The sequence below is a fragment of the Sphingobacterium puteale genome, assembly GCF_050986225.1.
Lineage (GTDB): Bacteria > Bacteroidota > Bacteroidia > Sphingobacteriales > Sphingobacteriaceae > Sphingobacterium > Sphingobacterium puteale.
Map to the genome: position 1 here is coordinate 2,525,912 of NZ_CP158959.1, position 14,278 is coordinate 2,540,189.

The following is a 14,278-nucleotide window of genomic DNA, read 5'->3' on the forward strand; positions in this document are numbered from 1 at the left end:
TGTTTTTCGGAAAAATCAATAAAACTAATCTTATTATTTGTATGCCCGATACAGCAGTTTCTACTTCCGCGTATGCCGACACCAAACCGCATTATGCTGTGCTTGATGGCCTGCGTGGCGTTGCCGCCATCACGGTAGTGTGTTTTCATATTTTCGAAGCTTTTGCCACCAGTCACTTGGATCAACGTATTAACCACGGTTACCTGGCGGTCGATTTTTTCTTTATGTTATCTGGATTTGTCGTCGGTTATGCGTACGATGATCGTTGGGGAACGATGACGACAATGGATTTTATCAAACGCCGGATTATACGATTACATCCCATGGTTATTATGGGGGCGATCATTGGTGCTGTCCTATTCTATTTACAGGGTTGTTCGGTCTGGGATGTATCGAAGGTGACTGTTTCGGCTTTATTACTAGCGACAGTATTAAATGCACTGCTGATCCCTGCTCTCCCCGGACATGAAGTAAGGGGATTAGGTGAGATGTTTCCGCTGAATGGTCCGAGTTGGTCCTTGTTTTTTGAATATATTGGTAATCTCCTTTATGTTTTGATCATCCGTAAATTTTCAACAAAAGCACTTGGCGGACTGGTGGTTGCTGCTGGCTGTGGATTAGCCATATTTGCGATCTGGGGTCCTTTGGGTGATATTTGTGCAGGATTTTCACTGACCGGAACAGAATTTACAGCGGGATCCTTACGTCTTTTATTTTCCTTTACTGCAGGACTGTTTTTATCGCGCGTATTTAAGCCTTTTCGGATTAAAGGTGCATTTTGGATCTGTAGTATTATCCTTGTTTCACTTTTGGCGATTCCTCGTATCGGGGGAGTTGAACATCTCTGGATGAATGGACTCTATGATACGCTGTGCTGTGTGCTGGTTTTTCCACTGCTAGTTGTTCTGGGGGCTTCCGGAAAAGGAGGCAGTTTTACAAACAAACTGTCTAAATTCCTGGGAGATATCTCTTACCCTTTGTATATGGTGCACTATCCTTTTATCTATTTGTATTACGCTTGGGTGAAAAATGAAAACCTCAGCTTTGAGCAATCATTGCCCGGTGCTGCAGCGGTCGTGATCGGTAGTATTGTGCTCGCTTATAGCTGTTTAAAGTTGTGCGATATCCCTGTACGAAAATATCTGACCCAGCGATTTTTAAAATCAAAGGCAAAGAATTAGAATTAAGTGCAGAATAGGTAAACGATTATTTTTGAAATGCTCCAATCGTAATGCGATTTGCTTCTGATCTTGCCTTTCCGCTCAAATCCAATACGCCATTGATTGCTTGACTAATAAAATTTCCTTTATCAAGGGCAGGAGATGAATCCCTTAATTCAAAATCTGCTTGTGTCGTTGATATAAACCCCGGATCCTGGCCAAAGATCGCATGCGTATCGCCAATAAGGGTTGATTTCCAGGTTTGTTGATCCCGGATGACTTTCCCATTCCATATCCACTGATCTTCTCCGGTACTGAAGTATAAATTGTAGTCAATCGCATTGGATTTACCTGTATTGGTATATTTATGAATAAATACACCATTGGGTTTGGCAACAATAATATTATTTTGGATGATATTGTCTATACAGTTCTCAACAAGTCGTATTTCACCTTCAATTTCATCAAAATAGCCCCTGTCGATATTGTTATGAAATAAGGTATTATTCACAACATAACAGTTCAGCGTACCACCACCGGTGTAATTTAGATATCCACCCAGGCTGATCCCCGCGAGTGAATTGTTATAGACCTCGTTATTTCTGACAATACAGTCACGTGTAGGAAAGTTGTCGGTTTCACTGACTAGGCCGATTCCGCGCCCACAGCGATAGACACTGTTTCTTTCAACAATGATATCCCGGGCGCCATCGATGTAAATTCCAATGGCCCCGTTATGCTCAGCAAATGCAGGGATAGGACCAGTTCGACCATCAATATCATAAACTTCGTTTTGGCTGATCAGTCCGTTACGTACATAGTTCAGGTTTGCTGTAGCATTGGCGGCATATCCTCCGGCTGCAACAATGCCAATATTTTCACCATTGTATACCTTGTTCCCTCTAATCGTAAAGCCATCCACGTAGCCATTGATGGTGAGGTTTTCGGAATAGCCGGTATTGCAGTCATGGATCGTATTATCCTCCACAATAATATCCTGTAAGGCCTCGGCAGTATTGCCGATGACCAGAATACCATGCCCACTTCTGCCATCCTGTGGGCTGGCATTGTTCTCGATATGATGAACCCTATTATTTCGTATGGTTATGTTTTTAGAACCTTGATCGATAATAATCCCGTTCACGTCATTGCCCTTGGCTTTTGTTTTAAAATTGCGGATTTCAAAACCCTCGAATTGAATAAATCGGGCATTTCTGATCGTGACCAATGCTTCTGTGCCCGAAATGGACAGTCCTTCACCATCAATAGCCACAGCTTCGTTGGGATAGGACTTTATCGTAATGAGTTTGGCTGAACTTCCTGATTTTGAAATCAATAGTTTTTCATGGTAAGCACCTTCACGTACAAAAATAGTGTCACCTGCTGATATTGCATCCAAAGCGTGTGCGATAGTACGAAAGGGCTGGCTCTCCGTACCCTTGTTCTGGTCATTACCTGTAACCGAAACGTACCTGCTTTTTTGAGGGGCTGAGTCGGTCTGTATATGATCGACATCATAAGCATGACCGCATGCCGCGCACAAAAGCAAACCTTGTAATAGCGAATAGGTCAACGAAAATAGGCGCTTAAAAATCATATAAAGTCATTTGAAATTTGAATAAGCTGTCCAAAGTGTATAGGCTTTCATAGCTTTATGACCTCATTTGGATCTTGTCATCTCTGAGAATGCACAATTGAAAAGAGTGGTTGGGGATATGGATAAAATTAAAGAAAATGGGTGTCCGATCAGTTTTTTCGGACACCCCTTAGGTTATTCAGATATGATCTTTCGGACACTATTATTTTTCTTGTCGATGACATAGACTGTACCATTTTTATCTACAGCCACACCTTCAGGCACATTAAATGAGGCGGCCTCGCCGACGGCGTTTGTAAAACCTGCGATGTTAGATCCCGCAAATGTACTTACCTGGAATGTCTTGCCATCCACCAAGCGGATGCTCTGATCCGGAGATCCACTATCGGCCCCGGCGGTACCATTTCCAGCTACATATACATTGCCTTGGCTGTCGGCCGCAATCCCCCAAGGGAGTGCAAATTCAGCCTCCGTACTGAGTCCATTTTTATAACCATATTTACCAGAACCGGCAATCATGGTATGCTTCCATGTTTTGGGATCGTATTTTCTGATTTGATTGTCGCCATGGATACAGATGTATAGACTGCCATCCGGACCGCAGGCCATTCCTGCCGGAAAATTCAATCCATCGATGACTGTCGTTACTGCTGTACCATCTGTATTTAACTGATAAATAGGAGCCGGGGAGGTAACAGAATTATAATATAGTTTTTTTGACGTTTGGTCATAAGCAATGAACCAAGGCTCCCTTGCGGCCCAGGCGACAAGCTTTGCTGTACCATCGGGTGTTATCTTACGGATATCCCAGTTTCCGGGATCGACACAATACAGATTACCCTGTTCATCAATGGTCAATCCATACGGAAGGCTAAACCGTGCTTCACCTCCTTTCCCGTCTGCAAAACCGGCATTACTTGGAGATCCGGCTAAAGTACTGACGTTTCCGGCGGGATCAATTTTACGGATACAGTGGTTACCGGGGTCAGTGACATAGACATTTAACGCATCATCTACAGCGATACCGCCATTGCGGTACCAGGATTCGCCTCCAAAATTGAACTTCGCATCAGTACCTTTTCCGTTGAGGAAGCCTGCTGCGCCATTGCCCGCCAAGGTGCTGACCGTTCTTTTGTAGATATAGCTGTAGCTATCTTTGGATGTTCCTGTTTTTCCGCCGATAGACACTTCAAGAGGTCCGCTACCAGCTCTTTTAGGGATTATGGCCATGATCTGGCTACCATTTGAGCCAATGACTTTTAACGGTATACCGTTGAGTTTAACAGAAATTGCGGTCGTGTCCGTTGTAAAGTTCTCCCCATTGATCAGCACTTCTGTTCCATAGACGCCTTGCTTTGGAAGGAAATCCGTGACAACAATGGCCGCATTCGGATCATGTGCTGCACTCATATGATCTTTCTTACATGAACATATTCCCACCAATATCACAAAGGAGAGCAGGGGGAAGAATAAATACTTTCTATATATTAATTTCATCTGTCAATAATTTTATTTTCCATCCGTTAGATGGGAGCTATTCTATTTAAAATTTACATTTACTGCTGTGATAAAAATGAAATTTCAACTAGGAGCGGTTCATAAATAATAAAATTTACCCAATTACCAGCCGGGATTTTGAACAAGGGCTGTATTCTTGTCCAGATCATCTTGGAAAATCGGAAATAGATACATTTTGTCATCCCAGAATCTGTTTTGCAATAAATTTCTTTTATAGAAATCCTGATAGAAAAATCCTTGATTGTTATCGTTTGACGTTATATTCATCCGGTATATCGCTCGGGAGGCTGGGTTTCCCATCATCAGTCGACGAATAAGGGTGAAATAACGATCACCTTCAAATGCTAGCTCAATTTGTCGCTCGCGAAGAATCCATTTACGTTGTTCATCTTTATTGCCTACCACCTGTGGATAGACAGTTTCCAATTTAGGTAAACCGGCCCGTTGACGGACAAGGTTTAGATAAGACAGAATATCAGGATGGCTCGGATTAACTTCATTGAGCGATTCGGCATAATTTAAATAGATTTCAGCCAAACGGATATGGATATATGGACGATATACAGCGCGATCCTGGCGAATATTACTGGCTGGACTAACATTTTTTTGTGCGAGATATCCTGTTTTATCGGCACTATTTGAATTCTGTACCAGTCCGGCTTTTCCTGAATAATAAAACTCGGCTCTTCCGCGTCCATCCTTGTTGCCATCTGAGGAAAAGAAGTTGCGGTCATCGGCTGTTGGTGCGGGTAGGATAGGCTTACCATTATAGAGGATATTGACGTAAAATCGCGCTTCCCGGTTTACATACATATTTGAATTGCCAGCGATGTAACCTCTATTGACGCCATCGCGGCTTTTGCCCCAGTCGGCAGGATCATCCGTTGCGACGAAACCATCCTCCCGATAACCAGAAGTGGGATCGTCAATAGTCTTGCCATTACGCATCAGGTGGGCATCCACCACATTTTGTGTGGCATTCATCATCGCAATTCCACCGGGTTCAGGTGCACTTCGTTTCTCATGTCCCCATTGCCAGGTGTCCGCTTTGTGCGTGGAAAAAATAATCTCACTATTCCAGTTGGTTAAAAAGAGGTTACGGAAAGACAGGTAAGGATCGAATTTTGAATCTCCTTCATCCAGATTGGTAAAGAGCTTATAGGCATTTAAGTCAATAACAGCTTTTGCAGCGTCAGCGGCCAATTGCCATTTATTGGCGTCGTTCTGCAACGGGGCAAGGGTTTTCCCATCCTTGTTTTTGAAGTTTGCAAATCGTGGGTTCCCATTCCATAAGGGGCTCGCCGCCCATAGTGCCACCTGTGATTTTATGGCCAGACAGGTTCCTTTGCTTGGTCGGCCATAATTGGAGGAGGCGGACCATACCACAGGAAGGTCTGCTGCGGCAAGATCCATCATGCTATTGATGTAATCGACGCATTCCTGAAATGAATTGCGGGGATATATGTTGAAATCCTCGTTCAAACCCAATGTCCCTTTCAACAATACCGCTGGGCCATATTGACGCAGCAATTTCCAATAGTACCAGCCCCGCAAAAACCTTACCTCGGCTTTGTATTGTACTTTAAGTTCTGTGCTCAATGCACCTTCAGGAACCTTGTCGATGTTTTCCTCAAAAATAAATGACTGCCTAATGGCGGTGTAAGGGTTATTCCAATAATGCTGCCAGTACATGCTTTGTGCATTCCAGTTCCCGACAGCCATTTGTCGAACGTTCACAACAGGTATATTACAGGAGCTTTCATCGCTGGCACCAAGGGTCGTAAAATCGTCTACCGGCGTTTCGATATAACTATAGATCTGGTTTAAGTAAGATTCTGCATTGGCCCGGGTCTCCCAAACCATGTCTGAAGTGAGGAGGTTATCCGGTTTTTTGTCCAAATAAGTACAGCTTTGCATATTTTGGCATAAGGCTAGCGCTAATAGACCTGATGCAATATATTTTGGTGATATCTGTTTCATGGTTATTGTATAGATTTAGATTAAAACTGTGCCCGAACGCCGAAGGTGATCATACGATTTAACGGATATTTGGCACCGTTGCTCCCCAATTCGGGATCCCAGATTTTGAATTTGCTAAACGTCAGGAGGTTTTGGCCCGATGAATACACATAAAGTGACGTGAAACCAAGTTTGTCCAATCCTTTTGCTTTAACAGTATAGCCCAAAGAAGCCTGTTTCATGCGTATATAAGCCCCATCTTTTAACCAGTGTGTACTGTTGATATAGTTGTTGTCACTACCACTGGCCATTGTCAGGCGCGGGTAGTAAGCATCCTGACGTGGATTTTCTGCGGTCCAACGGTCTTCAACAATGGACATGGTATTATTGGGGTAGATTCCCAGACCCGAAAAAGGGAGTACGCCGACCCCATTGACCCCCATGCCTTTTCCGGGAATTTCACTGCCGTTAGCCATAATGCCTACATCAGCAACTCCTTGAAAGAATAGGGAAAGGTCAAAGTTTTTATACGAAGCCGAAAAGCCGGCACCATATAACCATGAAGGAAACCAGGATTTTCCAAGGTAGGTCCGGTCATATGCATCAATGATATTATCGTCTTCAGCATTTAAGTTTTTGTAACGGATATCTCCCGGAGATACGGGGTTAAATTTTTGCTGAGGGGCAGACTCGACCTCTTCTTTGCTCGTAAAGTAGCCCATGGCAATATGCCCCTGATATTCGCCATAGCGTGTTCCTGTCTTGGATTGATAACCGTAGCGTCTGACGGGTTCATCCGCATATACTATTTTATTGCGGCTATAGGTGACATTACCAAAAAGGCGTAGCCCAACATCCCCAAAGTTATCGTTGTATTCAATACTGGCATCCATCCCCTTATTGTCCATCTCACCGATATTGGCATAAACAAGAAGACTATTATAACCGGCGATAGAAGAAATGGATTGTCTCTCGATAAGAATGTTTTTTCGACGCTCGGCGAAACCATCAAAGATCAGGTTGAGCTTGTTCCATAATCCGATTTCAAGACCAATGCCGGTTTTATAGGATTTTTCCCAGGTGAGATTCTCGACACCTAATATTCTCTCCGTTTTTCCGCCGACCAAATTTCCATTGAGACCAAAACCTGTAGAGCCGCCACCACCGATCTGCGTTAAGTAAGGGAAGCGATTTTCAGCATTACCAATGTTATCGTTACCGACAACACCATAGGATCCCCTGATTTTTAGTAAGTTAAATGTCTTTTTCAAAGGCTCAAAAAATTCTTCATTGGAAATCACCCAGCCAGCCGAAATGGAAGGAAATAGGCCAAATTTCTGGCCCTTCTCGAAATTTTCAGATCCTGTATAACCTGCGTTAACTTCTACAAGATATTTATCACGGAATCCATAGTTAATCCTTCCGGCCAGACTTTGATTGCGGTAGGGGATGGATCCAATAACGTCACCGGCCAAACTGACCAAACGGTTACGCATATTATAAAGAAACATCCCGCCGATTTTGTGATCGTTGAAAGTACGGTCATAGTTTAAATTACCTTCAAGATACATGACGCGTTGGCCAAAAGATTCTTTACTATAGTCCAAAAATTGCTGACCAACTCTGCTTTGATTAAAAATGAGTTCCCCCTCAGGTGTCCTTCCTGTGGCCTGCCATAAATCATTTCTCCCTGAACGACGGTTGTTGAATTCACCATAACTGTCAAAGGAGAACCGGGCATAGGCAGATAATCCTTCCGTAATTGCGTCTAATTTTTGATTAATGGTCAATACCGACTGTACGATAGGTTTAAATTCGCTGGAATAACCATTATTTTGTACTTCATTTAATGGGTTTGCGCCACCACCACTCAGTGGTCCTGCCCATTTACCGTCCGGATATTGAATTGGGTAGGCAACGGGTGTAGTCGCATATGCCAGATACCATAAATCACCGGCAGCAATACCAGGGTAGCGGGAGTTAACCAGCATCCCTGTTAAGTTGAGCTGAACGGAGGTGGTTTTTGATAAATTGACATCTACATTACTGCGGAAATCATAGCGCTTGAAATCGAGATTCGGATTGTAATTGTTTAAATTACGGACTTTATAAGGACCGGTTTGATTATAATACGATCCTGAAATATAATATTTCATCGATTCACCACCGCCGGTAATGTTGATGTTGGCATTGGTGAGCATGGAATTCTTCTTATAGACTTCATCAATCCAGTTCACATTGGGATACATATAGGGATCCAGTCCACTGGCTGTTTTTTGGATCAATTCGTCTGTATAGACGGGACTAAGTCCCATATTTCTTCGCGCTTCATTCTGCAGTTCCATATATTTTATTCCATCCAGCATCTGTGGCGTTTTTGTAAAACCTGAGAAGCCTGTTTCTGCCTTAAAGGAAATCTTTGGTTTACCGGCAACACCTCTTTTCGTGGTAATAATCAAAACACCGTTGGCGCCCTTAGCTCCATACATGGCCGTGGATGAAGCATCTTTCAATAAGGAAATACTGGAGATGTCTTCGGGATCAATATTATTGAATGAACCACCGAAACCACCATTGACATCATCACGTTGTACACCATCGATGATAATTAGTGGAGACGAATTACCAGCGTAGGTCCCGATTCCACGGATTGTAAAGGTCGAATTGTCATAACCGGGTTCACCACTGGACTGCACAGAAATAATACCAGCGACTTTACCTGCTAAAGCATTCGATAAATTGGGTACAGGCGTCCGCATATCCGCCATATTTACTGAACTTACAGCACCCGTGACATTGATTTTTTTCTGTGTACCATAACCTACGACAACAACATCATCCAGATTGTTATTGGCGAGTGCCAAGGTTATATTTAGATTGTCTTTGTTATCCGCATCTCGTTCAATACTTTCATAGCCCACATAGGTAAATGTCAGGATCACCTGACCGGATCCGGATGGAGGGGCAATGGTAAAATTTCCCTTGCCGTCGGTTGTCGTTGTGATCTGGGTATTTTTGATACGTACTGTTACACCGGCTAAAGGGTTTCCCTGTTGATCTTTGACTGAACCATTAATGGCTTTTTGATTTTCGGTAACCTCTGCGGTACGAGCTGCCCCCGTCGATTCTTTTGGACGTATTATTAAGGTCTTCTTGATGACTTCAAACTCCAGCGCCTGATTTCGGAATAATGCCGTCAGCGCTTCGCTCAGCGTGGCATTTTCCAGGTTAAGGGTGACAGGGCTTGCTTTCTTGATCAGTTTTGAATCGTAAAGCAGATCAAGCTGCGCCTGTTTGCTGATTTCTGCAAGAACTAGGTCGACCTTACTATTTTTAAAATGTAGGTTCATTTTTTGGCTATAAACCGGGGTTTTAGCCTGAACAACGCTAAAAAATGCGAGCAGTAGATAGAACTTCATAATCAATAGGGTCTTAATTAAGAACATATGCTGTTCTTTTCCCGGTATTATTTTCATAATTTTGTTTAGAATTAAAAGGTTAATTAATTTTTGACAGAAAATTTTTAAACTCTATTCGTAGCCGGGATGTGACAGCATCCTGGCTTAAGTTTTCTATTTATCTTTTGCTGACGTAGATCCTCCTTTCCACAATTTTAAATTTAATTGATTTTGTTAGTTCGAGAAGTGATAAGATCTCTTCAATATTTTCTCTCCTGGAGATTTTCATTTTGAGATTTACATCATCCCATTCCTTTCCCTCAAATATCACTTCGGCATCGTACCATTGCGCTACATCCGCCATAATGGTTTTGATATTTTCATCTTTGTAAATAAAATAGTTGTTCTTCCAAGCGATTTCGGATTCAGCATCAAATTGATCAATCTCAACACCTGAGGTAGATATCTTTGCACGCTCTCCGGGTTTGAGCATGGTCTGGCCTGTTTTTGAAGTCAAACGTACTGATCCCTGTAACAGAGCAACTTTTGCAAAATGGAGGTTATCCCTATCAGATACATTGAATTTTGTGCCCAGTACCCGAATTCCAAATCCATTTCCTGCTACGATAAAAGGTTTGTGTTTTGATTCAGCAACTTCGAAGTAAGCTTCTCCTTTGACCTGAACGAGGCGACGGTCAGCAGCAAAATGTTCGGGGAAAATTAGGCTACTCTCGGCGTTGAGCCATACTTTGGTACCATCTTCTAAATTGATCTGATATTTACCACCTTTCGGCGTTTCTAAAGTTATAAGTTGAGATTCTATAGTTCTTTTGCCGGTCGTTGCAAGATAACTGATAACACCTTCCTGATCTATTTTGAACAACAACTTTCCAAAGGGAATTGTGTCTCCAATCTTTTTTTTCTGCAGATCCAGACTATTGCCGTCAGAGTTTTTCAGAGAAGCTTTTTCTACACCTGGATTTAGGTATGTATGTTGATTTGCAACTTGTAAATCGGCCTTCCCAACCTTCAAAAAATAATATCCGGCAATGCTGGAAACAGCCAATAACAAAGAGGCTGCATAGGGGAGGTAACGACGGAAAGTGCTTATTTTTTTTGAATTGCCCGCTTCTGCCTGAATAAGTTGTTCTACGTTGTACTTAATCTGTGTTTCTATATTTTCTGCAGGACCGAATTTATCTTCGTCCCAAGTCGTATCATGATATGCATCCAAGAGCCTATCGTCTACTTCAAGTAATTCATCTTCGGAGGATTGTTTGCGTAAAATCTTCTTAATTAAGTCTATAATTTCAGGTTTTTTCATGAAATCTATAATTGATTCGTTCTTATAGAGTTCATTTTTTCATTTAGCCCCCAAAAGGAATTGCACTTTTTTAAAAAAAGAAAATATAAAAGAGCCTTTTATTAGATTGTCCTGGTTGTAATGTACTGTATTTCAATCTCTTGTTAGAGAAAGAAAATCTGAAAAAAGATGTGCATATTCTGCATACCTTGTTTTAATCGTTTCAACGCAATAGAAATTTGGTTTTCTACTGTTTTTACGGAAATATTTAGCTTCTCAGCAATCTCCTTATGGCTTAACTGTTCCATTCTGCTGAGGTAAAAGATTTCCTTACATTTGTCAGGAAGCTGGTTGATCATTTGATCCAGGTAATCCAGCAGTTCACTGTACTCCAATTTTAACAAGGGGTTGAAGGAATCAATATAGTTCTCATCTAAGTCTTTGAGTTCAACGTGATCCATTTTCTTTTTAACATTTCGGAACACTTCGTAACGAATGCAACCAAATAGATAAGTTTTGATGGAATATTTGAGATTTATTTTCTCCCTGTTTCGCCATATATTGATAAATACATTTTGGACAAGTTCCTGACATACTTCGGGATCCTGCATCGTGACAGACGCCGTTTTGAACAGTGGTTGCCAAAAGCGATGCATCAGGTGTTGTAGCGCCCGTTCCTCACCTTGACAAACTGATTCAAAAATTTGCTGATCCGAACAGGCGGAGAAATTCATAGTTTAATTCTGTTTACAATAGGTATCCCACAAAAACCTTCTCAAAGTAAGTATAAAATAATAATAAAACAAAATCTATTCCGCAAGTGCCATGATCTGTAACTGGAGTCGATATTTCGGGACAAAACCCTAAGGCTTCCTGGCTAACGAGTTATCTGTCAACAAGTGCGGTCAATATAACGACCGAGAACAAGACTTTCGAACCTAATTATCCGATGAAAGTGGGAGTGGGGCTAGGGATCAGCAGCTTTTGAACGAAGCGAACGACAGCTTCAGAACGCAAATTAACTTTTCTTTTAGCAAACATGGATCGGGTTGAACGGAATAGCAGTTTATCCAAAAATCCGGCAAAATGACTTAAGAAAATTGTATTTTTAGCAACCAAATTTTATACAATGATGAATCAATTAAGAGATCACATAGAACGTATTGTACCTCTTGAGGATACTGAATTTGAGACGATTTCTTCTTTTTTTAGTTATAAAAAATACAAAAAACATCAATTTTTGATTCAGGAAGGAGAGCTGGTACCATGCAACTTTTTTGTACTCAAAGGACTTTTAAAGCTCGTTTATTCTGACGATACCGGAAAGGAGCATATTGTCAGTTTTGCACAGGAAGATTGGTGGGAGACTGACTTTGCCGCTTTTTATACGGAGTCGAGGGCCACGATGTCGCTCGAATGTGTTGAAGATACGGAGGTACTCTGTCTCCGTTTGACTGACTATAGGAAACTATGCGCTGCAGTACCCCAATTAGAGCATTTTTTTCTGGAGAAGGCTTATCAAGGCTTTATCGCTGCACAGCAGCGCATTATTTCAACAATGACAGTAGGAATTAAAGAACGTTATGAACAGCTCCTGAAAAAATACCCCACGCTGGTACAGCGTGTTCCGAAATCATTACTTGCAGCCTATTTGGGCGTTTCTCGGGAGGCTCTAAGCCGGCTGTCGCGGTGATGTGACTTTTGTCACGCAAAAATTGTGCGTTTTATCAAGGGTATTTACATCTGCCATTTCACAATTTTGTTGTACATCAAAATGTTGTGAAAATGAATAAAAGATCGATTAACCCATGGACGTGGCAACAGCAGCGGAGTTACGTGCAGGCTGTTGAAGTAAAAAATGTCGAAGGAACCTTGTATTGTTCGGGGCAGGCGGCAATAGCTGATGACGGAATTTCTAGTGATAAAGACATGGAGTCCCAACTGAGACAGGCTATTGCCAATCTCGAGAACGTTATTCAGACGGCTGGCTATTTGTGTAGTGGAATTGTGCGCTTAAACCTATATACCACTTCCATGCGAGAACTTTGGCCACATTTCCCGATACTTCAGGAATGGATTGCCAAACATCAAATTGAACAAGCATTAACAGCGCTGGAAGTTGTAGGATTATTTGAGACGCTGAAGGTCGAATTGGAAGCTACAGTGGTCAAATAACAAGTTGATTTTTTCTCTTCATGGCGATCATCAAAATCACCATGAAGAGAAAAGCTGTTAAGGGATAATTTGTTTATTCCGCATTTCGTCGAATAAACGAAAAAACATCTGCTCGGTATCAACGAACTCATGAAATCCCATTCTTCGGGCTTTATTGCCATCCGCAAAAAAGTCATAATCCCAAGAGAAAACAAAATCTCCAAAAGCCCAGGCAGATACTTCTGTATAAGTATAATTCAATCCATGTCGGGTCCTTATATCTTCCCATATATCCGCTTTGTCGGACATCATCGTCTGTAGCGGTAAGGGTAAGGGCGCGTCGACTTCCATCTGGAAATATTTCGCAATCTTGGGCCAGAGATCTTCCCAGCGGAATAAGTCACCATTATTAATATTGAAGGCCTGATTGGCTGCACGCGGTTCCGTAGCGGCCCATACAGTCGCCTTTGCCAATAAGTTAGCATCGGTCATCTCCAACAGTTTGCCATAGGCAGCGGGTTTTCCCGGAAAGCGTAGCGGGATATTCAATGCCTTGGAGATTGTTGCATATACAGCAATTAACAAGGCTAGGTTCATCGGGTTGCCGGGAGCTGTTCCCCCTACAACTGACGGGCGGATCGCTGACCAGGTCCAGCGCTTTCCAATTTGCTGCTGTTGGAGATACTTGAGCTGACTGCTGTTAAATTCCGGTGGCATGTGTCCGGCATCTGATTCCTTGGCCGGTGTTTTAAATGGGCCGAGGTGAGCACCGTATACTTTATAGCCTTGCATGAGACTTACATGCCGCAAAGACTTCGCTACCGGCTCAATTGCGGTTAACACATTGACCAACATCTTCAGGTTGGGTTCGACCAAAGCTGCCCAACTTTCCCGGTCCTGATAAGCTGCGTAAAAAATGTGAGTTACGGTTGTTAATGGGTTTAGTTTGTTGATAACGTCCTCTAAATCCAATAAATCTACTGCAATATGATGCACGTGGCCTTGATCGGTTCCACCGCGACGGGATAATGCAATGATGTCCCAGTTTCCAAGGCTGCTAAGATAGTCAATGAGGTTTGTGCTGATGACACCGTTCGCCCCGACGATTAACGCCGTGTTGTTTGTTGTTTCCATATGGATTCCTTTTTAACAAAATTAGTGTGGATCAGATCGGACAGGATGTAAAAAT

At 42.3% G+C, this 14,278-nt stretch carries 10 protein-coding genes; 3 read left to right on the plus strand and 7 right to left on the minus strand.

All coding sequences use genetic code 11. The features are described 5' to 3' along the window. Positions 1–41 precede the first annotated feature (41 nt). The gene (locus tag ABTV71_RS10560; RefSeq protein ID WP_433903143.1) at positions 42–1,181 is read left to right on the plus strand and encodes an acyltransferase family protein; all 1,140 of its coding nucleotides are present in this window, start codon (positions 42–44) and stop codon (positions 1,179–1,181) included. A 25-nt stretch (positions 1,182–1,206) separates the two neighbouring features. Here the strand turns inward: ABTV71_RS10560 and ABTV71_RS10565 are convergent, their stop codons facing one another. The 6 genes from ABTV71_RS10565 to ABTV71_RS10590 all read right to left on the minus strand — a co-directional run bounded on the left by ABTV71_RS10565 (position 1,207) and on the right by ABTV71_RS10590 (position 11,669). Continuing rightward, positions 1,207–2,757, minus strand: coding sequence for a DUF1565 domain-containing protein (locus tag ABTV71_RS10565; RefSeq protein ID WP_433903144.1), 1,551 nt, complete (start codon positions 2,755–2,757; stop codon positions 1,207–1,209). Between the two features lie 174 nt (positions 2,758–2,931). After that, positions 2,932–4,254 (minus strand): IPT/TIG domain-containing protein, encoded by a 1,323-nt coding sequence (locus ABTV71_RS10570; RefSeq protein WP_433903145.1) that lies wholly within the window; start codon positions 4,252–4,254, stop codon positions 2,932–2,934. 123 nt (positions 4,255–4,377) lie between these two features. Next, positions 4,378–6,255, minus strand: coding sequence for a RagB/SusD family nutrient uptake outer membrane protein (locus ABTV71_RS10575; RefSeq protein WP_433903146.1), 1,878 nt, complete (start codon positions 6,253–6,255; stop codon positions 4,378–4,380). Between the two features lie 20 nt (positions 6,256–6,275). Then, positions 6,276–9,710 carry a TonB-dependent receptor gene (locus ABTV71_RS10580; RefSeq protein ID WP_433903147.1) on the minus strand — a complete coding sequence of 1,145 codons (3,435 nt, stop codon included), beginning with the start codon at positions 9,708–9,710 and terminating at the stop codon, positions 6,276–6,278. A 100-nt stretch (positions 9,711–9,810) separates the two neighbouring features. Beyond that, positions 9,811–10,956 carry a FecR family protein gene (locus ABTV71_RS10585; RefSeq protein ID WP_433903148.1) on the minus strand — a complete coding sequence of 382 codons (1,146 nt, stop codon included), beginning with the start codon at positions 10,954–10,956 and terminating at the stop codon, positions 9,811–9,813. Between the two features lie 143 nt (positions 10,957–11,099). After that, positions 11,100–11,669: an RNA polymerase sigma factor gene (locus tag ABTV71_RS10590; RefSeq protein ID WP_433903149.1), complete on the minus strand. Its 570-nt coding sequence runs from the start codon at positions 11,667–11,669 to the stop codon at positions 11,100–11,102. Between the two features lie 395 nt (positions 11,670–12,064). Between ABTV71_RS10590 and ABTV71_RS10595 the strand changes: the two genes are divergently transcribed. Both ABTV71_RS10595 and ABTV71_RS10600 read left to right on the plus strand, forming a co-directional pair. Beyond that, the gene (locus ABTV71_RS10595; protein ID WP_121121773.1) at positions 12,065–12,628 is read left to right on the plus strand and encodes a Crp/Fnr family transcriptional regulator; all 564 of its coding nucleotides are present in this window, start codon (positions 12,065–12,067) and stop codon (positions 12,626–12,628) included. A 92-nt stretch (positions 12,629–12,720) separates the two neighbouring features. Continuing rightward, positions 12,721–13,110, plus strand: a complete 390-nt coding sequence (locus ABTV71_RS10600) for a RidA family protein (RefSeq protein WP_433903150.1) — start codon at positions 12,721–12,723, stop codon at positions 13,108–13,110. Positions 13,111–13,167: 57 nt separating this feature from the next. Here ABTV71_RS10600 and ABTV71_RS10605 read toward each other — a convergent pair whose 3' ends face one another. Continuing rightward, the gene (locus ABTV71_RS10605) at positions 13,168–14,223 is read right to left on the minus strand and encodes an SDR family oxidoreductase (RefSeq protein WP_433903151.1); all 1,056 of its coding nucleotides are present in this window, start codon (positions 14,221–14,223) and stop codon (positions 13,168–13,170) included. Positions 14,224–14,278: the final 55 nt, after the last annotated feature.